Here is a 22,050-nt window from a genome sequence, read left to right on the forward strand (position 1 = left end):
GAAGGCTGAGGGGCAAAAGCTGCGGCCCGGACCCTCCCGGCCGCGAAGGAGGAAGGGGCCCGGGCCGCATGCGGTGGCGAACTTCGGGGTGTTAGCCGCGGAGCCTGCTCATGGTGGGGTCGTACAGCGGATCCTGGGTCACGGTCGCCTGGATGCGGCGGCCGAAATACTCGATTTCCACGGAGTCTCCGATTGATACTGCAGCGGGCAGGTACGCGTAGGCAATCGGCTTCCGGACCGAGTAACCGTAAGCGGCGCTGGTCACGTAACCCACTGCTTGGTCCTTATAGAACACCGGTTCCTTGCCCAGCACCAGGCTCCTGCCGTCGTCGACCGTCAGGCAGCGCAGGCGACGGGCCGAGCCTTCCTCGGTGCGTCCTTCCAGTGCGGCCTTGCCAACGAAGTTCTCCTTGGTCATCTTCACTGCAAACGCAAGACCCGCTTCATAGGGATCGTGCTCGGTGGTCATGTCCGTGCCCCAGGAGCGGTAGCCCTTTTCGAGTCGCAGGGAGCTGAAGGCGGCACGTCCCGCGGCGATGACGCCGAACGGCTGGCCGGCCTTCCACAAAGCATCCCAGAGGCGCTGCCCGTTGTCCGCGCTGGTGTAGAGCTCCCAGCCGAGTTCGCCTACGTAAGACAGGCGCATCGCGGTGACGGTGACGCCTCCAATAGTGACCTTCTTGGAGCGGAAGTACTTCAGGCCGTCATTGCTGAAGTCATCGTTGCTGACAGTGCCGATGAGGTCACGGGCCAACGGACCCCACAAACCGATGCAGCAGGTGCCGCCGGTGGTGTCGCGGACCTGGACCCAGTCGCCGGCGGTGCCGTTTTGGGTCTGGTGCCGGGCTGCGCGCTCGAAGTAGGCGGTGTCGATGTTGCCGTTGGCGCCCAACTGGAAGGTGTCTTCGCTGAGGCGGGCCACCGTGATGTCGCTTCGGATGCCGCCGGCCTCGTCCAGAAGGAGCGTGTACGTGACCGCGCCGGGCTTCTTGGCCAAGTCGCCGGTGGTCAGTTCCTGCAGCAACTTCAGGGCTCCCGGGCCGGAAACTTCAAGGCGCTTCAGCGGCGTCATGTCATACATGGCAACTGCGGTACGGGTCTTCCAGGCCTCGGCTGCGGCGATGGGCGAGCTGAACATTCCAGACCAAGCGTCACGGGCCGGGGGCTGCCAGTCGTCCGGCATTTCCTTGAGGAGCTCGGCGTTGGCTTCGAACCAGTACGGGCGCTCCCAGCCGGCGCCTTCCAGGAAGTAGCCGCCCAACTGCTTGTGGCGGGCATGGAAGGGGCTGACGCGAAGGTTGCGGGGGGAGAGCTTGGGCTGGAGCGGGTGCATCACATCGTAGATTTCCACGAAGTTCTGCTGGGACGTTTCGCTGACGTATTCGGGGGTCAGCTGGACCTCTTCGAAACGGTGGATGTCGCAGTCTCCCAGATCAATCTGCGACTTTCCGTCCACCAGCAGTTCGGCCACGGCGCGGGCAATGCCGGCGGAGTGGGTAACCCACACGGCCTCGGCCACGAAGAACCCGTCCACTTCCTTGGACTCGCCCACCAGTGAGCCGCCGTCCGGGGTGAAGGAGAAGATGCCATTGAAGCCATCCTCGATCTCGCTTTCCCGCAGTGCCGGCAGGATCTGCTTGCTTGCTTCCCACGCGGGAAGGAAGTCTTCCAGGGTGAAGTCCAGGCGGGAGGGCATGTTGTGCTCGCTGATGCTGCTTGGCTCGTAGCTGCCCAGCTCATCCAGATCCACCGGCATGGGGCGGTGCGCGTAGGAGCCGATGCCGTAACGGTCGCCGTGCTCGCGGTAGTAGAGGTCCTGGTCCTGGTGGCGCAGGATGGGAAGCTGGGCGCCGTTGGGCAGTTCGTTCTTGCCCTTTTGGGCGGGAACCGGCGTGGTCTTGACGTACTGGTGTGCCAGCGGCAGGAGCGGAACGGACATCCCGATCAACTCGCCCACCTTGGCGCCCCAGAAGCCGGCGCAGGAAACCACGATGTCCGCCGGGATGACGCCTTCGGCGGTCTCGACGCCGGTTACGCGGCGGTTCGACTGCTCAATTCCGGTGACCTCGGTGTTCCCGATGTACTTCACGCCGGCAGCTTCGGTGCGCTTGATGAGCAGTTGCACGGCGCGGGCGGCAAGCGCCAGGCCATCGGTGGGAACGTGGAGGCCGCCCAGGATGTCTTCCTCATTGATCAGGGGGTAGAGCTCCTTGCATTCCTCGCGGGTGAGGATCTTGCCGTCGATGCCCCACGATTGTGCGTAGCCGAGCTTGCGTTTCAGGTCAGCCAGGCGCGTCTCATTCGTGGCAACTTCAAGGCCGCCCACTTGGTTGAAGCAGCTTTGGCCGTCCTCGGTGAGGGACAGGAGTTTTTCCACCGTGTACTTGGCAAAGAGGGCCATGGACTTTGACGGGTTGGTCTGGAAGACCAGGCCCGGCGCGTGGGACGTGGAGCCGCCGGGCATGTTCAAGGGTCCCTGGTCCAGGACAGTGATGTTGTTCCATCCGCGGGTGACCAGTTCGTCGGCGAGGTTGGTGCCGACGATCCCGGCTCCGATGATGACAATGCGGGGCGTGGATGCCATGGGGATTCTCCTGCTGAAGTTTGTGTGGGGTTTGGGGCGACGGGTGGCTTAGCGGAAAACCACGGTGCTGGTCTGGTCCAGCAGCACGCGGTGTTCGCAATGCCACCTGACGGCGCGGGACAATGCCAGGGCTTCGGCATCCTGGCCCACGGTTGAGAGGGTCGTGGGGCCGTAGCTGTGATCGACGCGGATGACTTCCTGCTCGATGATCGGTCCCTCGTCCAGGTCCGCGGTGACGTAGTGGGCAGTGGCACCCACCAGCTTCACGCCGCGGTCATAGGCCTGGTGGTAGGGGCGGGCGCCCTTGAAGCCGGGCAGGAATGAGTGGTGGATGTTGATGGCGCGGCCCTCAAGGGCGCGGCAAAGATCGTCGGAGAGGACCTGCATGTAGCGTGCCAGCACCACGAGGTCCGCGTTGTACTCCTCCACCAGGTCCAGAAGGCGCTGTTCAGCCTCTGCCTTGGTGTCAGGGGTGACGGGAATGTAGACGAAAGGCAAGCCTGCGGCTTCAGCCATGGCCCGGTGGGTCTCGTGGTTGGAAACAACCACGACGAGGTCGCCGCCAAGGCTGCCGCCGCGCCAGCGGAAGATGAGGTCGTTCAAGCAGTGCCCAAACTTGGACACCATCACCAGGACCCGCTTTTTGGTCTGGTCATGGAAGCTGAACTTCATCTCGAAACGGTCGGCAATCGCGCTGAACTCCTCTTCAAGCCGTTCCGGCGAGTAGGACAGCGGGCCCGAGAAAGCGGTCCGCAGGTGCAATGTCTGGCGGAGGCCGTCGTCGAACTGTTGGTGTTCTTCGATGTTGAAGCCGCGCTCAAACAGGAAGGTGGTGACTGCCTGAACGATCCCGGCGCGTTCGACGCACGACAATGTGAGTACGAACTTCTGTGCTTGCTCTTCTTTGAGCAATTCGGGCGTGGGTAGTGTGCTTACCGGTGAGTCTGTCGCCATGAGGGTCATGTCGCCTCCTTTAGATATATTCCTGGGTCCTGAACTGATATATTAGGATTGGGATTCAGCGTATACTGGTGACTCAGGCAGGTCAATAGGTTTTTCGGTTGTGAAGAAGGGGATGGCGCTGTGGCTTTTGGAACTCTGGCAATCGCCGGCGAAGACACGAGGAAGTCTTTGGCTGACCTCGCCTACGAACGCCTCCGGGATCGCCTCCTGATGCTGGACATCAAGCCCGGCGACCTCCTCAACGACGATCAGCTTGCCAAGGACCTGGAGATAGGCCGGACGCCGGTGCGCGAGGCCTTGAAGCGTTTGGAACTGGACCGGCTGGTCATCACCTATCCGCGGCGGGGCACGTTCGCCACCCGCGTGGAAGTAACGGACCTGGCTTTCATCTCCGAGATTCGGGCGCAGTTGGAGCCACTGGCTGCCGCAAGGGCGGCCCGGGTTGCTTCACCTGCCACCAGGCAGCATCTGCGGGATGTCATGCAGGCGGTGGAAGCTTTCGATGTCAGCGCTGCTTCGGTAGTGGAAACGCTGCGGCTCGATGCCAGTGTCCACCAGGGGATCTACGCGGCTGCTGCGAATCCCCATCTTGAAGACGTCCTGATCCGCTATGACAACCTGGCCACGCGGATCTGGTGCATGGTCCTGGACCGGCTGCCCAATCTGGAGCACCACGTGCGCGAACACCTGGATCTGCTCCGGGCTGTTATTGACGGCGATGAGGAGAAGGCGGCTGAGTTGGCCCGGGTTCACGTGAGTGGGTTTGAGCAGGCAGTGCGTCAGGCGCTTTTCGCGGCCTAGCGCCGCCTGCGCCTTCCCGGCTGTTGACTCTCTGGTTGGCCGGTTGCATACTGAACACTCCAACTAATATATCATCCGGATATCAGACTTCCGCGGTTGCCGCTGGTCTATCCGGGCGCTTGTGATGCAATCACAGCCTTCAGCCCTTGGAGTATCGCGTGACGACAAGACCCCTCCTCTTCGAACACATCCCGCTGATGGGCAGCAGCCGCGTTAAGCGGGGCATGGCTGAGATGCTCAAGGGCGGCGTCATCATGGACGTCGTTAACGTCGAACAGGCCCGCATCGCCGAGGATTCCGGTGCCGTGGCTGTCATGGCGCTCGAACGTGTCCCGGCCGATATCCGCGCCCAGGGCGGCGTGTCCCGCATGTCCGATCCCGACATGATCGATGCCATCATCGCCGCCGTGTCCATCCCGGTCATGGCCAAGGCCCGCATCGGCCACTTCGTCGAAGCCCAGGTCCTGCAGTCCCTCGGTGTTGACTACATCGACGAGTCCGAGGTCCTGACCCCGGCGGACTACATCAACCACATCGACAAGTGGAACTTCACCGTCCCGTTCGTCTGTGGTGCCACCAACCTGGGTGAGGCGTTGCGTCGTATCAACGAGGGCGCGGCGATGATCCGTTCCAAGGGTGAGGCCGGTACCGGTGATGTTTCCAACGCGACCGGGCACATGCGCAAGATCCGTTCGGAGATTGCAAAGCTTGCCGCCCTTCCCGAGGACGAGCTGTATGTTGCGGCCAAGGAGTTGCAGGCCCCGTACGAGCTGGTCAAGGAAGTTGCCGCCACCGGCAAGCTCCCCGTGGTGCTGTTCACCGCCGGTGGCATCGCCACCCCGGCTGATGCTGCGATGATGATGCAGCTCGGCGCCGACGGTGTGTTCGTTGGCTCGGGGATCTTCAAGTCGGGCAACCCCGCAGAGCGCGCCGCCGCCGTCGTGAAGGCCACCACGTTCCACGACGATCCCGATGTCATCGCCAAGGTCTCCCGCGGCTTGGGCGAAGCCATGGTGGGCATCAACGTCGACGACATTCCTCAGCCCCACCGCCTCGCAGAGCGCGGCTGGTGAAGGCCATGACGGACCTTGCTCTGGTCAAGACCGTTCACGGCCGTGGCCTCCGCATGGATTGGTCCCAGCTGATCGGCCACACGGTGGAGGTTTGGCTTTCGGGCCATCACGTCCTCACCGGTCTGGTGGAGCAAGCCGCCGATGATGATTCGGTGCTCTGGATTGCGGCAGAGGGACTCTCCACCCGGAAGCTGTTCGATAAATCCACGGGTTACCAGGTCTGGGCCTGAACTGCCACTGCCCGGTGCGGAAGTCAGCGGTCGTCCTCGGGGCGGGCCGTGAGGATCCGATGAGCGCTCTCCTGAAGAATGCCGAGCGACTCCTGGATGAGTGGTGAGGCGATACTGCCCCTGCGCACCGCAGCGATAATGCGGCGGGTGGGTTTACCCTTGCCGGTGATACGCAGCCGAACCACGTTCTCCGTATTGTGCAGGGGGGCCAGTCGCGGCAGCAGGCCCACGCCCAGCCCCGCTCCCACGAACGCTATTTGGGTTTCCCACTCAACGGCCTCATGCGCAATCCGAGGTGTCAGCCCCACCGCCGTGAATGCTGCCGTGAAGAGGGAGTGGTAGGTGGAGCCGGCGGCTTCGGTGATCCAGGGTTCCGAGGCAAGCTCTTCGAGCGTCACTGTTTCCCGCTGTGCCAATGGATGATCAGCGGGAATGATCACGTCCAGGGGATCGTCCAGCAGCACGGTCTGTTCGAACCGGGGATCGTCCTCGCCGTAGGTTTCGGACTGCATGGCGACGATGACCGCGAGATCGATTCGTTCTGCCACCAATAAGTCGAAGCAGCGGGCCGGGTTGGCCTCGAGTACTTGGACCTCCAGCAAGGGGCGAGTGGAGCGCAAGGTGGCCGCCAAGGGCGCCAGCAACTGCGCGGCAGCCGTCGAGAATCCGCCCAGCCCGAAATGTGACTGCACCTGGTCGCCGGCCTCCATGGCTGCTGCTCGCAGGCTCTCCCATTCGGCAATGAGGGTGTCCGATCCAGTCACAAGAAAGCGGCCGGTGGCGGTCAGTCGCACGCCCCGTCCATCCTTGGTCAGCAGCTGCATTCCCAGCATGCGCTGGAGCTCCCGCAGCTGCGCGGAGACGGCAGACGGGGAGTAACCGGTGAGCTCCGCTGTGGCGCCAATGGTGCCGCAGCGGGCAAACACCCTGAGTGTGATGAGCCTCGCATCGATCATGCACCTATTGTGCACGGTTATCTTCTGAATCTTGCGCTTTTGTTGCGCTTCAATGATCCCTAATCTCATGACTATAAGGTTTTCGACAACGCCGCTCGCACCCAACGCAGCAGTGCTCCCCACGAAACACACTCTGACCCATGCCTCCCGGGAGGAAAACATATGTCTGCTCCAGTCGTGCCCCTCAACTCACGCGGAAAACTCGCTTCATCCTTGCCTGCAGAGCAGCTGGCGGAGATCAGCGGTTTGTTCGAGTTCCGGCGCAAGGGATATTCCCTCGATGCGCCGTTCTACACCGACGCCACGATCTTCAAGATCGATATGGAAGCCATTTTTGGCCAGCACTGGATCTTTGCCGGCAGCATCGCCGAATTGCCGGAGCCGGGCGACTACGTCACCGTCGACTATGGTCCCTACTCCCTGATCGTGCTGCGCAATGACGACGGTGGCGTGAACGTCCTGCACAACGTCTGCCGCCACCGCGGTGCCCGTGTCCTGACCGAGCCCGCCGGGTCAACCGGAAACCTGGTCTGCGGCTACCACTCCTGGACGTACTCCCCGGAGGGCAACCTGATCCACGCCTCGGCGCCGGGCGAGACCAAGTTCGACAAGGGCTGCTTCGGCCTCAAGCGCGCTCACAGCCGCGTGGTTGCCGGACTCATCTTCGTCTGCATCGCAGACGAGCCGCCGGCAGATTTTGACGAAACTTCCAAAATCTTCGAACCGTACCTTGCTCCCCACGATCTCTCCAAGACCAAGATTGCCTACCAGCAGAACATCGTTGAAGAGGGCAACTGGAAGCTCGTCATGGAGAACAACCGTGAGTGCTACCACTGCGATGGCCACCCTGAGCTGGCCTGTTCCCTCTTCCCCACCTGGGGCCTGACGGAGGGCTTGATCCCGGCCCACCTTGAAGAAGTATGGGACCGTAACAAGGAAGCACAAGCCTCGCTGGAGGAGCGTTGCCGCCGCTACGGCCTTCCCTACGAGGTGGTGGAGGAGCTCGATACCCGCATTGCGGGAATCCGCATCTCACGCGAATCGCTCGACGGCGAGGGCGAGTCATTCTCGCCCGATGGCCGCCGGCTTTCCAAGAAGCTGCTCGGTGACTTGCGGGACTTCCGTTTGGGCCGCTGCTCGATGCACCTGCAGCCCAACAGCTGGTTCCACTTCCAGAGCGACCACGTCATCACCTTCGGTGTCTTCCCCATCAACGAACACCAGTCACTGGTCCGCACCACCTGGCTGGTGGCCGATGACGCCGTGGAAGGCGTGGACTACGACCTGGAAAAGCTCACCTACACCTGGAAGCAGACCAACCTGCAGGACAAGGCGTTCGTGGAGTTGTGCCAGACGGGCGCCGGCAGCCCCGCCTACGAGCCCGGCCCCTACATGAAGAGCGAATACCAGGTGGAGGCCTTCATCAACTGGTACGTACAGCGTGTCCAGGAGCACTTGGCATGACCGAACTCCTCACTGAGACGGTAGTCCAGGAACCACATCGCATCCGCGGCCTTGAGATGCCGTGGAACAGGGTGATGGGCAGCACCGAGGGGCCGGCCAGCGCGGCCCGCGCTTTGGGCCCGTGGCATCCGCAGGAGTTCATGGCCGAATGCGTTGAGATTGTTCCCGAAGTGGGCGGCATGATGACCTTCGTGTTCCGTCGCTCCGACGGTGCGCCCCTGGCTTTCCGTGCTGGACAGTACGTGAACGTCGCCTTCCCCGTGAACGGCGAGGACCAGGATCCGGCGGACCGCAGCTACTCTCTGTCCAGCGCGCCCACCAAACCGTGGACCTTCGACATCACGGTCAAGCGCGATCCCACGGGCTTGGTCTCACCGTGGGTGCACGAGAACATCAAACCAGGGACTGTTTTGGAGATGCTTGGTCCGGTGGGGGCGTTCCACTTGCCGGACGCCGACCGGCGGGCACGCTACCTGCTCTTGGCCGCTGGGGCGGGGATCACGCCCATCATGTCGATGGTGCGGACCATTCACTCGCTGCCGGGGGAGGCCGACGTCGTGGTGCTCTACCACGGAGCGGCGGCCGAGGGCTTTGCCTTCAACAAGGAGCTCGCCTACATCGCCTCCGTGGACTCGCGCATCAAGGTCTTCTACTCCCTGGGCGATCGCGGCAAACCCGACGACTGGGAAGGGCTCAGCGGAAGGCTGACGGCGGCCATGCTGGACCAGGTGGCTCCCGATGCCAACGGCCGGCAGGTCTATGCCTGCGGCCCCGAAGGGTACCTGAACACGGCCACCGAACTCCTGGGGAAGGTAGGCGTCGACGACACCTCCATCCACATGGAATTCTTCACCGGAGACCGCCAGACCATCCTCGAATATCAGGCGGAACTCGCCCTGGCGGCCGATATTGCGGAGGAAATCGCGGAGGAGATCGCCGATTCCGCCGAGGACTACTACGAAAGCCAGCCCACGGCGTTCGGACTCTACGAGCCCGGCTACGACGCAGGAGGAACGTTGAAGGCCACGGGCCTGCCGCTGGAAACTTCCGATCCGGACGGGTCCGGATCGGATGCCTCCGACGGCGGTGCGGACGTGGAGCAGGAGCCTGTTACTCCTGATGCCTCGAGCTTTGACACGGTGGGAACGGGCAGCCTCACCCTGTCCTTCATGCGCACGGGCATTAATGTACGCGTCGACCCCAGCGAGCACATTCTTGGCCCCGCCCAGCGTGCCGGCGTCAGGATCGGCGCCAACTGCAAGGAAGGCATGTGCGGCTCGTGCAAGATCGTCAAGCTTTCCGGTGAGGTCGAGATGAACCATCAGGGCGGGATCCGGGCACGGGAAATCGACGCCGGCAAGTTCCTGCCGTGCTGCTCCACGGCACGCACTGACATGGTGATCGATGCCTAGCTAAGGGGTTCAGCCCGCCGAAGCTCCGCCCGTTCCACCAGCTCCGTGATCCACGGCCGTTGTGCGCGGTGGAGGGTCATGCCCTCGGGAAGTCCCTCCACCTGCGCCGACGAGCCATCGATGTCAATGGTGATGCGTCCGCTTCCCATGGGGGCGTTGCTGATGTGCAGGTCGCCAAAGGACGCCGGCAGGACCGGGTCCAGCCAGAGCCCTCCCAGGGAGATGTGGGCGTCGTACCGCATGAGTCCGGTGATCAACTGGATGGGAGTGGTGGCGGCCCAGGCTTGTGGGGAACACGCCGTTGGGTAAGGTACCGGTTCCCTGAACTGTTCGCGGGGAAAGCCGCAGAAGAGTTCCGGCAGTCTTCCGCCCGAGGACTCCGCAGCGTCAAGAAGCGCAGTGGCAATACGCTGGGCTTCCTCCACGAATCCGTAGCGGAGCAGCCCTGCCGCTATCAGCGCATTGTCGTGCGGCCACACTGACCCGTTGTGGTAGCTGGCCGGGTTGTAGGCGCCCATGTCCGAGGCCAGGGTCCGGACGCCCCATCCGCTGAACATCTCCGGAGACATCAACCGTTCCACCACCAGCGGTGCCTTGTCTTCATCCACCAGGCCAAACCACAGGCAGTGCCCCATGTTCGAAGCACACGCGTCCACTGGCCGTTTGTCCTTATCCAATGCCACCGCGTAGTAGCCCTTGTCCGGGAGCCAGAACTCTTCGTTGAACTTCTTTTTCAGGCGGTCCGCGCGTTCCCGGAGTTCGGCCGCCAAGGTGAGGTCGCCGTCGTCGTACGCCATCCAGGCGCGCGCCATATAGGCGCCATGCACGTACGCCTGGACTTCGCACAGCGCCAACGGTGGCTCAGCAATGGTGCCATCGGCAAAGTTGATGCCGTCCCAGGAATCCTTCCACCCCTGGTTGATGAGCCCGTGCTGGTTGGGCCGCCCGTACTCCACGAAACCGTCGCCATCGCGGTCGCCGTAGTCCCTGATCCAGTCAAGCGCACGGTCCGCGTTGGGGAGCAGCTCCGAAATGACGTCTTTGGCGAAGCCCCACCGGCTGACGGAGCCCAGGACAATCACAAAAAGGGGAGTGGCGTCCACGCTCCCGTAGTACGCGGACTTGCCGCCCAAGGCCAGGCTGCTGGAAACATCGAGCCGGACTTCATGCAGGATCTTCCCCGGCTCCTCCTCGCTGGCAGGGTCCACCACCCTTCCTTGCCGGTCAGCGAGGGTACGGAGGGTCCCCAACGCCAGCGACGGGTCAACCGGCAACGCCATCTCGGATGCCCACAGTGAGTCCCGGCCGAACAACGTCATGAACCACGGTGCTCCGGCGGCCACGACCACCCTGTCCGGATGGTCCGGGTCCTGGATCCGCAGCGCCCCCAAGTCTTCGTAACTGCGGCTGAGAGTGCGTTGTATGGAACGGTTTCCCACCTGCAGACGGGGAATCTTGGCTACCCATTCCTGCCGACGGCGATCGCTGGGGGACATGTCGCCGCGGGACGGGTGGGCGAACGGCATTCCTGTGCCATCCCCGGCGGGAACAACACTCACGCGGGTGCTCCAGCTCCCCGAGGACGGAATCTTAGCCGTGAAGCCCAATGCCCGGGCTCCTGCGCCGGCGCCCTCAGCCCGGATCACCACGCCCTTGCGGATTCCCTCCCACTTTCCACGGATCACCAGGGAATCACCCTCCGGGACGCGGGTTTCCTTCCATTCGCGGGTGATGCGGGCTTCCTTCACTTCAAAAAGGTCCGCAAAATCCGACTCGGCGGTCAGGAGAATTTGGCACTCCACAGGGTGCTTGGAGTAGTTGCGGACTGTGATTTCCTCAAAGATGCCCGTCCCGACTTCCCTGAGTCTCTCCACCAGAAGGGGGCTGTCCGCATAGCCATCGGAGCGGGGAACCCGGCCTGCGAACAGTGCGCGGTAGGGTTCCCGGATTTCGGCGGCCAAAGGCTCCACCACCTGGCCGTTGATGGTCAGTTCCCACCGCGAAAGAATGCGGGTATCCAGATGGAAGACGCCGTGGGGCAGGTCGGGATGGATGTCTCCGTTGGAGGAGGAAATACAGAAGGACGAACCTTCCACCAAAGTGACCGTGCCCGACCCCAAAGGCCCGGCCGCGGTGTCAGCATTCCAACCAACCACTTGGTGCTCCTTGCCACTGGCTGTTCCGGCTGCTGTGGCCGGCGACTGCTGTGGGGACCGGCCGTTTGCGTGGATATAGTCGACGCTACGCTGGAGAGGGTGCCGGCACCAGAGCCGTCCGGGGCCTCGGTCCGGAGTGGGGGAAATTCGTGTCCGCAACCCAGAGTTAACCTGTATTCCAGCTACTCCGCGGTATAAGGGGTCTATAATGGGAACAGGACATTCGCTGATGCAGCCCGGCGGCCCGCTTTTCTTCCGACGCCGGAGGCCCCGTAATGACCGACACCCAAATCAGCAGCTTTATCCGAGATTGCGTGGTGTTTGAGGACGACACTGAGAACGGCTTGGATTTTGATACTTTCTATGGCCTGTACATCAGCTGGTGTGTTCTTGGACGTAAAATCCCCATTCCCGACTCCGCTTTTAAGACAGCCCTTGGCCTTGAAGGTCTCAGGCCCATCAAGGAAAACGGCCGCAGAATCTATCCCGGAATGAGCATGGTGGGTGCGGCCGCAAGGGACTACGTCATGAACAGTGTTCCTTTGTGGAGCGAGTCCGAAACCAACAGCCCGGTTCTTTCCGACTTCTCCGAGGAAGCTGTTCCGTCCATCGCCTGATTTAATCAACAGCCTGCGTCCAGCCCGTGCCCCTAGGATTTCATGAGGGGGCATGGGCTGTTCCTGTTTCCGGGGTGTGCGCTGAAAGGAATTGATGAAACCGTCCATCGTGTGGTTCCGGGACGACCTGAGGGTCGCCGACAATCCGGCCTTGCGGGCCGCCGTTGACGACGGCGAAGCCGTGGCCCTGTTCGTCCTCGACGAAGAATCGCCGGGAATCCGCGCCCATGGCGGCGCCGCACGGTGGTGGCTCCACCATTCGCTGACAGCGCTGCGTGAAGAACTGGACAAACTCGGCATACCGCTGCTGCTCCGCCGCGGACCCGCCGCGGAGGCAGTGCAGGAAACCGCGACGGCGGTTGGTGCGGGCGCGCTCTACTGGAACCGCCGGTACGGTGCGGCTGAGCGAACGGTCGACGCCGGACTCAAGACCTGGGCGGGCGGGGCCGGGCTCCACGTAGCCAGTTTTCAGGCTTCCCTGCTTCATGAGCCATGGAACGTGACCACCAAAACGGGTGGACAATACAAGGTCTTCACACCTTTCTGGCGGACGGTGTCCGCACAGGAATTCCGCGAGCCGTTGGCCGTGCCCGCGAAGGGGCATGGTTACACGGGCAAGCTGCCGGCCGATGAAAAGCTGGACTCCTGGCATCTCCTGCCCACCCATCCGGACTGGTCCGGGGGATTGGCCGGGATGTGGACGCCTGGAGCGGCTGCCGGCCACCAGCGTCTCGCTGCGTTCGTGGAGAAGGGGCTCTCTAACTACAGCGAGGGCCGGAACCGTCCGGATACCGATGGGAGCAGCTGCCTGTCGCCTTACCTGCGGTGGGGTGAGCTGAGCCCGTTTGAGGTGTGGCATGCCCTGGGTTCCAAGCGGTCCGAAAGCGCCTCGATCTTTGCTTCTGAGCTGGGGTGGCGTGAATTCTGCTGGCACCAGTATTTCCACAACCCGGAGCTCGCCACCGCGAACCTCCGCTCCGAGTTTGATCGCTTCCCGTGGGCGTGGCCCGGCAGCAGCGGAGGGAACGGTAAAAATCCCGGCCACGACAGTGCGCCGGAGGAGTTCCGGGCCTGGCAGCAGGGCCGCACAGGTTTCCCCATGGTGGACGCCGGGCAACGCCAGTTATGGCACACCGGCTGGATGCACAACCGCGTACGCATGGTGGCCGCCAGCTTCCTGGTGAAGAACCTGGGTATCCATTGGCAGCTCGGTGAGCAGTGGTTCTGGGACACCCTGGTGGATGCAGATCCGGCGTCGAATCCCGCCAACTGGCAGTGGGTGGCCGGCTCCGGAGCAGACGCCTCGCCCTTCTTCAGGATCTTCAACCCTGAGGCCCAGCGGGTTAAGTTCGATCCCCAAGGGAAGTACATCGCCCACTGGATCCCCGAATTCGGAACGCCCGAATACCCCGGGGAAATTGTGGACCTCAAAACCACCCGGGCGGAAGCACTCGAAGCGTACAAGGGGATGAAGGAAGTCCACTAGGAAGCCATCCGCCCTCAAAACAACCCTCTGGAAATTAGTAGGAAGTCCGAGTATATTCGGGTTTAGAGATGACCTGGATCACAGTTGGTCACGTGTTCCCCGCAGTGGTCCCAGCACCCGGCGGCACGGCAGTCATTCACGATGCAAAGGAGCATTCCACCATGGTGCGCGAGCTTTCACACTACGTAGACGGCCAGAGGATCGACGGCACGTCCGGCCGGTTCAGCGATGTCTACGATCCCTGCACGGGCGAAGTCCAGGCCCGGCTTCCGCTGGCCAGCGCCGACGAGGTCCGCAACGCCGTCGCAAATGCCGAAAAGGGCCAGCTCGAATGGGCGGCCATGAACCCGCAGCGCCGGGGACGCATCCTGCTCAAGTTCGTGGACCTGGTCAACGAGAACATGGACGAACTCGCCACGCTCCTGTCCTCCGAGCATGGCAAGACGTTCGCGGACGCCAAGGGCGACATCCAGCGCGGCATCGAGGTGGTGGAGTTCTCCGCCGGCGCACCGCACCTCCTTAAGGGCGAGTTCTCGGACAACGCCGGACAGGGGATCGACGTCCACTCGCTCCGCCAGCCCCTCGGTGTGGTCGCGGGCATCACGCCCTTCAACTTCCCGGCCATGATTCCGCTGTGGAAGTCCGGCCCGGCGCTCGCAGCCGGGAACGCCTTCATCCTCAAGCCCTCGGAACGGGACCCGTCGGTTCCGCTTCGCCTGGCCGAGCTGTACAGCGAAGCCGGGGTTCCCAACGGCGTCTTCAACGTCATCAACGGTGACAAGGAAGCCGTGGACGCACTGCTCGAAGATCCGCGCGTGAAAGCCATCGGCTTTGTGGGCTCAACTCCCATCGCACAGTACATCTACGCCACGGCAGCTGCGCACGGCAAGCGTGCACAGTGCTTCGGCGGGGCAAAGAACCACATGGTGATCATGCCCGACGCCGATCTGGACATGGCAGCCGACGCACTGATTGGTGCCGGGTACGGTTCCGCGGGTGAACGTTGCATGGCCATCTCCGTAGCCGTGCCGGTGGGACAAGAAACTGCCGATGCCCTGGTGGCCAAGCTGACCCAGCGCGTCAAGGACCTGAGGGTTGGCCACAGCCTGGACAAGGACTCGGACTTCGGGCCGGTCGTGGCAGCCTCTGCCAAGGAACGCATTGAGGGCTACATCCAGTCCGGGGTGGACGAAGGAGCAACCTTGGTCACCGACGGCCGCGGACTCACCGTGGACGGCTACGACGGCGGCTTCTGGGTTGGCCCCACCCTCTTCGACAACGTCACCAAGGACATGAAGATCTACAAGGAAGAGATCTTCGGACCTGTCCTGAGCGTGCTGCGCGCAGCTGACTACGACGAAGCGCTCAGGCTCTGCAGCGAGCACGAGTTCGGCAACGGCGTCGCGATTTTCACCCGCGACGGCGACTCCGCCCGCGACTTCGCCAGCCGCGTGGAGGTGGGCATGGTGGGCATCAACGTGCCGATTCCCGTGCCGATTGCGTACTACACGTTCGGCGGCTGGAAAGCCTCGGGCTTCGGCGATCTCAACCAGCACGGCGCCGACGCGTTCCGGTTCTACACCAAGACCAAGACCGTGACGTCGCGCTGGCCGTCCGGCATCCGCCAAGGCGCCAGCTTCATCATGCCGGCGGGCAGCTGATGGGGACTCCAGAGACTGAAGACGAAGTTCTGTTTGAGCGTCGGGGCCACCTGGGCATCGTGACCCTGAACCGTCCGAAAGCCGTCAACGCCCTGAATGCGGGAATGGTGCAAGCCATGTTCCGGCAGCTTACGGAGTGGGCCGACGACGACGCCGTTGCCACCGTTCTGGTGCGCGGCGCGGGAGACCGCGGGCTGTGTGCCGGCGGCGACATTGTGGCCATCTACAAGGACATGCTGCACGGTGGAACCGAAACTGCGGAGTTCTGGGCGGACGAGTACCGGCTGAACTCGTTGATTGCCGACTATCCCAAACCGTACGTGGCGTTCATGGACGGGCTGGTTTTGGGCGGTGGCGTTGGCATCTCGGCCCATGGCTCGGTGCGCGTGGTCACCGAACGGACGCGTACCGGCATGCCGGAAACAACCATCGGTTTTGTGCCCGACGTCGGTGGAACGCTACTGCTGTCGCGCTCGCCGGGGGAGGCGGGAACCCACGCGGCCCTGACGGGAGCACACCTGTCCGGCTCGGATGCGTTGTTCCTGGGACTCGCGGACCACTTTGTGCCGTCCGAAAACCTGCAGGCCCTGGCGGAAGCGCTGGAAGGCTCGACGCCGGAAGCCGCCGTCGGGCGTTTCGCGCAAGCCGCGCCGGACTCGGCACTGGCGGCGCAGCGCGAATGGATCGACGCCGCGTACGTGTATGACGACGCTGAAGAGATTGTCCGGAGCCTGCGCTCTGCCGGGGCCGAAGCTGCTGCCGCGGCGGACACGATTGAGGCGAAGTCTCCAACATCGGTGAAAGTCGCCTTGGAATCGCTGCGACGGGTGCGGGGGCTTTCCCTGGAGGAGGCTTTGGATCAGGAGTATCGCGTGGGGCTTCGCTGCCTGGCCGGTCCTGATTTCCGGGAGGGCATCCGCGCGCAGGTAGTGGACAAGGACAGGAATCCGCAATGGAAGCCGCCTGCCCTGGCTGACGTCCAGCCGTCCGACGTCGAGGGCTACTTTGAGCCGCTCGGCGAACGGGAACTGGGTCTGGCCGGGCTGGGCAGCGAGTCGAAGGAGACGGTATGACAGAGAATGCAGCCATGTCAGATATCCAAGGCCCGGAAACGGGACTCATCGCTTTCCTCGGTCTCGGCCACATGGGCGGGCCGATGGCGGCCAACCTGATCAAGGCCGGACACGACGTTATTGGGTACGATCCCGTTCCGGCGGCCGTGGAAGCGGCTGTCTCGCACGGGATTCCCATGGCGTCCTCCGCCCATGAGGCTGCAGCGGAAGCGGCCGTGGTGCTGACCATGCTCCCCAGCGGCAAGCATGTCCTGGATGCCTACCGTGGGGTGGGAGGACCGGGGCTGCTGTCAGTTGCGAAGCCGAACACCCTGTTCCTGGACTGCTCCACCATCAATGTGGACGAAGCCCGGGAAGCCGCGGCGCTGGCCGTGGCAGCGGGTCACCGGTCCGTTGACGCCCCGGTTTCAGGCGGCGTGGTGGGCGCCGAGGCGGGCACCTTGACGTTCATGGTGGGTGCGCTTCCGGAGGATTTTGAGACCGTGCAGCCGATCCTGGAATTGATGGGCAAACGTATTGTCCACTGCGGGGACCACGGTGCCGGGCAGGCCGCCAAGGTCTGCAACAACATGATCCTGGGGGTGTCCATGATTGCTGTTGCCGAGGCCTTCGTGTTGGGCGAGAAGTTGGGCCTCACGCATCAGGCGTTGTTCGACGTCGCCTCCAACGCGTCCGGGCAGTGCTGGGCGCTCACGACCAACTGCCCCGTTCCGGGGCCGGTACCCACCAGCCCCGCCAACCGCGACTACCAGCCGGGTTTCGCCGGAGCATTGATGGCCAAGGACCTGCGCCTGGCACTGAATGCGTTGGAAAGTACAGGAGTAGCGGCGGAGATGGGGCCGTTGGCATCGCGAATCTACGATGCCTTCGCTGCCGGCGAGGGCGCCGGCAGGGACTTCTCCGGCATCATCACGGAGATTCGGGACAAGTCCGTGTGAGAGGTTGGAACAGAGTGGTTGTGATTTGTTGGGCTTGGCGGAGAGGGAGAGCATGACGGAGCAGTACCAGAACATTGTGGTGGAACGGCGGGGCCGGGTTGGACTGGTGACCCTGAACCGGCCGGAGGCGTTGAATGCGCTGAACACCGCACTCATGAATGAGCTCGTGGATGCAGTTTCCGCCATGGATACCGACCCTGAAGTGGGGGCCGTGGTGATCACGGGATCCGCCAAGGCATTCGCAGCCGGGGCCGACATCAAGGAAATGTCTTCCAACAGCTACATGGACATGTACGCGGCAGATTGGTTCCGGCGGTGGGAGGACCTCACCCGCCTGCGCATTCCAGTCATAGCTGCGGTTTCCGGTTTTGCCTTGGGTGGTGGCTGCGAACTGGCCATGATGGCCGATTTCATCATCGCCGGAGATAACGCCAAGTTTGGCCAGCCGGAGATCAACCTGGGCGTCATCCCGGGCATGGGCGGCTCTCAGCGGCTGACCCGCGCCGTGGGCAAGGCCAAAGCGATGGACATGGTCCTGACGGGCCGGTTCATGGATGCGGACGAAGCCGAACGGTCCGGCTTGGTCTCCAGGGTGGTTCCCGCCGCTGAGGTCATCGACGAAGCAGTCAAGGCAGCAGAAGTCATCGCGTCCAAGTCCAAGCCCGCCGCCATGGTGGCAAAGGAAGCCGTCAACGCGGCCTTCGAGATGGGACTGTCCCAAGGGGTTGTCTTCGAACGGAGAGTTTTCCATTCGCTCTTCGCTACCGAGGACCAAAAGGAGGGCATGGCCGCCTTCAGTGAGAAGCGCCAACCGGAGTTCAAACACCGGTAATTTGCGCGTGTTTTCGGGAGTGTCGGGGATAGACTCGGGTCACTTACAAATGGGGAGAGAACATGTCAACGGAGATCGTTCAGGCTAACCACACTGAAGCATCCACCCAGCCGATCAACCGGCAGGCCCTCGTTGCCGCAGCCATGGCCGTACTTGCCCTCGTCGGGCTGTTTTTCGCGGGCATGGCCGTCATCGCGGTCTTCGTCGTTGGGGCAGGCCATGTGGCCTTGAACCAGATTCAGCAGCGCGGCGAACGGGGACGGGGCTTCGCCATTGCCGCTCTGGTGGTGGGTTACGGCATAGGAGTCCTGTCCCTGGGCTCGGCGCTGATCTTCGCCTTCACCTCCGCAGGCTGAGTAGGACGCAGCTCACGGTCCTTCCCTCGTCACGTTCCGGCTGCTCGCGTGTCCTTTCTATGGACACACGAACAGACGACAATGAGGGACCCCATGACCTGGCAATTTTGCGACAACGATGACTGCCCTGACAGCTGGCACTGGACCGAGCTGACGGGAACTCCGGAGTCTTGCCGTGGCTCCGATGAACAGGAGACCCGCCAAAGGGTTGTCCGCCCGTACTTCGCGGCGTAGGCTCCTGCGGGCCACCACCCGCAGTCGAGGAGTGAGTCATGGGACAGCTGATCGTGCAGGATTTTGTGACCGCCGACGGTTTCGCCGCCGACACCAACAACGAGTTCAAGGCCTACGAGTTATTGGAAGGCGGAACGGCCGAGTTTGACCGGGCCCAACTCGAATGGCTTGGCAGCGTGGAAGCCATGGTTCTGGGTGCCAACACCTACAGATACTTCGTGGAGTTCTGGCCGACGCCCGCGTCGGAGGGCGAGATCATCGCACCAGCCCTGAATGGCCTGCGCCGCCACGTGTTTTCGCGCCACTTGAAGGAAGCCCCGTGGGGCGACTTCCCGCCGTCGAACGTTGAATCCGGCGACGCGATCGAGGCGATCCGCCGCATCAAGCGCGAGTCCGCCAAGGACATTGTCCTATGGGGCAGTTTGTCCCTGGGTCAGACGTTCTTCGCGGCAGGCGAGGTGGACGCGGTCCGGTTGGTGGTCATGCCGATAGGCCAGGGCGCCGGCAGGGGCGTGTTCCCCGCCGGACACGACCCCGCCCTTCTGAAACTCGTGGACGTGAACAGCTACGACCAAGGCTTGGTGGAGCTCAGTTACACCGTCCGGAAGCAGGGCTAGCTGACAGCGGCGGAGGTCAGCGTTGCGTCGAAGAACGCCCGCTCCAGCCGCACTGCCTCCGCGAAGACCGCAGCAACGCGGTTCCGCTCCTGAGGCAGTGAAGGCTCGACGGCGTCGAACTCGTCGCGCAGCCACGTCACCCACGCGTTGTACTCGGGGTTGTTGTGGAGGCGGATCCACTCGGCATGCTTGGGTTCGGCGGGCCACTGGGTGGGGTCTCCGGCGCGCGCGGCCCAATCTCCGTACAGCCATTCGGCAACCAGCAGAACAGCAAGGACCTCCGGGTAGGAGCGGGTGGCGAGGGCCTTCCGCATCAGGTCGTCGAAATCGCGTGTGGCCGGCCCGAGTGCTGGTGTTGTCCTGTCCGTTTCCGGAACGTCCAGTTCATTGAAGCAATCCTGGAAGTACGTATTCTCGTCGGATGCGAAGGCCCCGAGGACACCAGCGAACACCAGTCGGGAAGGCAGCCACGGTGCCGAGGCTACGGCTTGACCCAAGAGAGCGGTGAAGGCATCGCAGAACTGGTAATCCTGCACCAGGTAATGGCGCAGCTGCTCATCGGGAAGGGACCCGTCCAGCAGTTGGTCCACGAATGGATGGTTAACGGCGGCGTCCCAATCCCCGGCTGATTGGTTCCTGAGTTCTTCGGCAAAGCCCACGGTGTTTCCTCCTGAAGTGTCAGCATCGGAGCCTAGCAGCGTGCTGCCTTGTGGCGGTGGGCGTGACGCTATGGTGCCGTTCCCGGGGCCGGCGTAGGCTCTGGCCATGACGAACGAGGGTGCATCCAAGACGATCGTGGTTGGTTATGACGGATCCGAAGAATCACACCGTGCCGTTCAGTGGGCCGCTAAACATGCGATCCTGCGGGACTGTTCCCTCCACGTAGTGCACTGTTCCTTGTGGGTCCTGCTGTCCCACAACAGGGGACCCGTTCCTGGGGTTGCCGATAGCGGTCTGGAACGGGCCGCTCAGAAAGTCCTGGAGGAAGGTGCGGCTCTCGCCAAGGAGACCGTCCCCGAGCTGGAAGTCCACACCACCCTGTTGCACGGGATGCCCCGCGATCACCTGGCCCACGTTTCGGCCGGCACTGCGATGTTGGTGCTCGGAAGCCGGGGACTGGGCGGGTTCATGGGTTTGCTGGTGGGATCCGTCAGCCTGGAGATGGCAGCAACGGCAGAGTGCCCAGTGGCCGTGATCCGTGCGGACGACAACCCTGAAGGCTTTGTGTTGCTGGCTGTAGATGACTCGGGATCACCGACAGCACTTGAGGATGCGTGCCATTTCGCTGAAGCAGCAGGGGCTGACCTCAAGATCGTGCATGTGCTCCACGAACCTGCCGGGTACCGGCGGTTGCGCGATCCCGTTGAAGACTATCCCGACGCAGAAGCCCTCCTGGATTCCGTCATGAGCCAGGCCCGCCACAAAGCACCCGGGATCGAGGTGGCCGGAGAGTTGCTGGTGGATGCTTCCTTCTCTCGGGCTGTGGTCAAAGCTTCGCAAGGAGCACGCCTGACGGTGGTGGGGACCAAAGGGCACGGGGTCATCAAGGGCACCATTGGTTCCACGGCGCACGCTGTCCTTCACCATGCCCACAGTCCCGTGTTGGTGTCCCGCCGGAAGGCCGAGCCTGCATAAGCCGGGGGAGGCTCTCTCAGGGACTCCCTCGCGCGACGGCCCGGAACTAGGGTGAAGGTATGGACAATCGGGCAGAAGTACGCGAATTCCTGATCTCCCGGCGTGCCCAGGTAACCCCTGAGCAGGTGGGGCTGCCGGCCGGTTCGAATCGACGGGTCAAGGGATTGCGGCGCAGTGAGGTGGCCACTCTTGCCGGACTGAGCGTTGAGTATTACACCCGTTTGGAGCGCGGTGCCATCAGCGGTGCATCGCCACAAGTGCTTGAAAGCCTGGCGCGGGCGTTGTGCTTGGACGACGCGGAACGGGCCCATCTGTTCGATCTCGCTCACTCCGCCAGTCCGGTTGCGCGGCCGCCGAGGCGACGCAGCGCCAAGTCCTACGTGCCGCATCAGAGCCTGCAATGGGCGCTTGATGCTGTCACCGCAGGTCCCGCCTTTGTTCGGAACGGCCGGATGGATCTGCTGGCCGTGAACCCGTTGGCCCGGGCGTTCTACAAGGACTGTTACGACATGCCGGGCCAGGCACCCAACATCGCACGGTTTACGTTCCTGGATGATCGTGCCCACGAGTTCTACCCGGACTGGGATGCCTTTGCGGAAGTGACCGTTTCCATCCTGCGCACAGAGGCTGGGCGCGACCCGCACAACAAAGAGCTTCACGATCTCATTGGTGAACTCAGCACCCGCAGCGAGGAGTTCCGCACCCGCTGGGGCGCCCACAACGTCCGCCATCACGGCACGGGGTTCAAGACGTTCAACCACCCAATCGTTGGCGAGATGACGCTCGCCTTCGAGGGCCTGGAGATGGCCGCAGAACCCGGATTGACCCTGACCATCTACGCTGCAGAACCCGGATCGCCGTCGGCCGAGCGTCTGCAGCTGTTGGCATCGTGGGCGGCCAGCGAAGACGCCGTTCCATTCAAAAACGACCGTTTCTGACCTGTCTACAGGCCGCTAGCGTGG

21 protein-coding genes are annotated in these 22,050 nt (G+C 63.2%); 16 read left to right on the plus strand and 5 right to left on the minus strand.

Going from position 1 to position 22,050, the window contains the following annotated elements:
- Positions 1-91: 91 nt before the first annotated feature.
- Positions 92-2,584, minus strand: a complete 2,493-nt coding sequence (locus ABQM86_RS03100; protein ID WP_369745901.1) for an FAD-dependent oxidoreductase — start codon at positions 2,582-2,584, stop codon at positions 92-94.
- Positions 2,585-2,632: 48 nt separating this feature from the next.
- Positions 2,633-3,547: a formyltetrahydrofolate deformylase gene (gene purU / locus ABQM86_RS03105; protein ID WP_207596052.1), complete on the minus strand. Its 915-nt coding sequence runs from the start codon at positions 3,545-3,547 to the stop codon at positions 2,633-2,635.
- A 120-nt stretch (positions 3,548-3,667) separates the two neighbouring features.
- Between purU and ABQM86_RS03110 the strand changes: the two genes are divergently transcribed.
- The 3 genes from ABQM86_RS03110 (at position 3,668) to ABQM86_RS03120 (ending at position 5,651) form a co-directional block, all read left to right on the plus strand.
- The gene (locus ABQM86_RS03110; protein ID WP_089593453.1) at positions 3,668-4,348 is read left to right on the plus strand and encodes a GntR family transcriptional regulator; all 681 of its coding nucleotides are present in this window, start codon (positions 3,668-3,670) and stop codon (positions 4,346-4,348) included.
- A 197-nt stretch (positions 4,349-4,545) separates the two neighbouring features.
- Positions 4,546-5,421 carry a pyridoxal 5'-phosphate synthase lyase subunit PdxS gene (pdxS, locus tag ABQM86_RS03115; protein WP_369746619.1) on the plus strand — a complete coding sequence of 292 codons (876 nt, stop codon included), beginning with the start codon at positions 4,546-4,548 and terminating at the stop codon, positions 5,419-5,421.
- Positions 5,422-5,426: 5 nt separating this feature from the next.
- Complete coding sequence (locus ABQM86_RS03120; protein WP_337340800.1) at positions 5,427-5,651, plus strand: hypothetical protein; 225 nt, start codon at positions 5,427-5,429, stop codon at positions 5,649-5,651.
- A 23-nt stretch (positions 5,652-5,674) separates the two neighbouring features.
- On the opposite strand, the gene ABQM86_RS03125 is transcribed toward ABQM86_RS03120, so the two are convergent.
- The gene (locus ABQM86_RS03125; RefSeq protein ID WP_369745902.1) at positions 5,675-6,607 is read right to left on the minus strand and encodes a LysR family transcriptional regulator; all 933 of its coding nucleotides are present in this window, start codon (positions 6,605-6,607) and stop codon (positions 5,675-5,677) included.
- A gap of 162 nt (positions 6,608-6,769) precedes the next feature.
- Between ABQM86_RS03125 and ABQM86_RS03130 the strand changes: the two genes are divergently transcribed.
- Together ABQM86_RS03130 and ABQM86_RS03135 are read left to right on the plus strand one after the other, a co-directional pair.
- A complete protein-coding gene (locus ABQM86_RS03130) occupies positions 6,770-8,071 on the plus strand; it encodes an SRPBCC family protein (RefSeq protein ID WP_207596054.1) in 1,302 nt (433 codons plus the stop codon).
- The gene (locus ABQM86_RS03135; protein WP_207596055.1) at positions 8,068-9,483 is read left to right on the plus strand and encodes a ferredoxin reductase; all 1,416 of its coding nucleotides are present in this window, start codon (positions 8,068-8,070) and stop codon (positions 9,481-9,483) included. The genes ABQM86_RS03130 and ABQM86_RS03135 overlap by 4 nt, the downstream gene beginning before the upstream one ends.
- Here the strand turns inward: ABQM86_RS03135 and ABQM86_RS03140 are convergent.
- Complete coding sequence (locus ABQM86_RS03140; protein ID WP_369745903.1) at positions 9,480-11,639, minus strand: glycogen debranching N-terminal domain-containing protein; 2,160 nt, start codon at positions 11,637-11,639, stop codon at positions 9,480-9,482. The two genes, ABQM86_RS03135 and ABQM86_RS03140, sit on opposite strands and share 4 nt — an antisense overlap.
- A 275-nt stretch (positions 11,640-11,914) precedes the next feature.
- Between ABQM86_RS03140 and ABQM86_RS03145 the strand changes: the two genes are divergently transcribed.
- The 9 genes from ABQM86_RS03145 to ABQM86_RS03185 all read left to right on the plus strand — a co-directional run bounded on the left by ABQM86_RS03145 (position 11,915) and on the right by ABQM86_RS03185 (position 19,453).
- Positions 11,915-12,256, plus strand: a complete 342-nt coding sequence (locus ABQM86_RS03145; protein ID WP_207596057.1) for a hypothetical protein — start codon at positions 11,915-11,917, stop codon at positions 12,254-12,256.
- A gap of 94 nt (positions 12,257-12,350) precedes the next feature.
- The gene (locus tag ABQM86_RS03150; RefSeq protein ID WP_207596058.1) at positions 12,351-13,742 is read left to right on the plus strand and encodes a deoxyribodipyrimidine photo-lyase; all 1,392 of its coding nucleotides are present in this window, start codon (positions 12,351-12,353) and stop codon (positions 13,740-13,742) included.
- A 161-nt stretch (positions 13,743-13,903) separates the two neighbouring features.
- Positions 13,904-15,403, plus strand: coding sequence for a CoA-acylating methylmalonate-semialdehyde dehydrogenase (locus ABQM86_RS03155; RefSeq protein WP_369746620.1), 1,500 nt, complete (start codon positions 13,904-13,906; stop codon positions 15,401-15,403).
- The gene (locus ABQM86_RS03160) at positions 15,403-16,476 is read left to right on the plus strand and encodes an enoyl-CoA hydratase/isomerase family protein (RefSeq protein WP_369745904.1); all 1,074 of its coding nucleotides are present in this window, start codon (positions 15,403-15,405) and stop codon (positions 16,474-16,476) included. The genes ABQM86_RS03155 and ABQM86_RS03160 overlap by 1 nt, the downstream gene beginning before the upstream one ends.
- A complete protein-coding gene (mmsB, locus tag ABQM86_RS03165) occupies positions 16,473-17,414 on the plus strand; it encodes a 3-hydroxyisobutyrate dehydrogenase (RefSeq protein ID WP_369745905.1) in 942 nt (313 codons plus the stop codon). The genes ABQM86_RS03160 and mmsB overlap by 4 nt, the downstream gene beginning before the upstream one ends.
- 52 nt (positions 17,415-17,466) lie before the next feature.
- Positions 17,467-18,246 carry an enoyl-CoA hydratase gene (locus ABQM86_RS03170; protein ID WP_207596061.1) on the plus strand — a complete coding sequence of 260 codons (780 nt, stop codon included), beginning with the start codon at positions 17,467-17,469 and terminating at the stop codon, positions 18,244-18,246.
- Between the two features lie 62 nt (positions 18,247-18,308).
- Entirely contained in the window at positions 18,309-18,602 is a 294-nt protein-coding gene (locus tag ABQM86_RS03175; RefSeq protein WP_089593463.1) for a DUF4190 domain-containing protein, read from the plus strand.
- Between the two features lie 93 nt (positions 18,603-18,695).
- A complete protein-coding gene (locus ABQM86_RS03180) occupies positions 18,696-18,836 on the plus strand; it encodes a hypothetical protein (RefSeq protein ID WP_207596062.1) in 141 nt (46 codons plus the stop codon).
- Positions 18,837-18,874: 38 nt separating this feature from the next.
- Positions 18,875-19,453 carry a dihydrofolate reductase family protein gene (locus tag ABQM86_RS03185; protein WP_207596063.1) on the plus strand — a complete coding sequence of 193 codons (579 nt, stop codon included), beginning with the start codon at positions 18,875-18,877 and terminating at the stop codon, positions 19,451-19,453.
- Here the strand turns inward: ABQM86_RS03185 and ABQM86_RS03190 are convergent.
- Entirely contained in the window at positions 19,450-20,112 is a 663-nt protein-coding gene (locus ABQM86_RS03190; protein ID WP_369745906.1) for a TenA family protein, read from the minus strand. The genes ABQM86_RS03185 and ABQM86_RS03190 overlap by 4 nt on opposite strands.
- Positions 20,113-20,218: 106 nt before the next feature.
- Here ABQM86_RS03190 and ABQM86_RS03195 point away from each other — a divergent pair, with 106 nt between their 5' ends.
- Together ABQM86_RS03195 and ABQM86_RS03200 are read left to right on the plus strand one after the other, a co-directional pair.
- Positions 20,219-21,088, plus strand: coding sequence for a universal stress protein (locus ABQM86_RS03195; protein ID WP_369745907.1), 870 nt, complete (start codon positions 20,219-20,221; stop codon positions 21,086-21,088).
- 59 nt (positions 21,089-21,147) lie between these two features.
- The gene (locus ABQM86_RS03200; protein ID WP_280626338.1) at positions 21,148-22,026 is read left to right on the plus strand and encodes a helix-turn-helix transcriptional regulator; all 879 of its coding nucleotides are present in this window, start codon (positions 21,148-21,150) and stop codon (positions 22,024-22,026) included.
- Positions 22,027-22,050: the final 24 nt, after the last annotated feature.

The organism is Paenarthrobacter sp. AMU7 (assembly GCF_041200195.1).
Classification (GTDB): Bacteria; Actinomycetota; Actinomycetes; order Actinomycetales; family Micrococcaceae; genus Arthrobacter.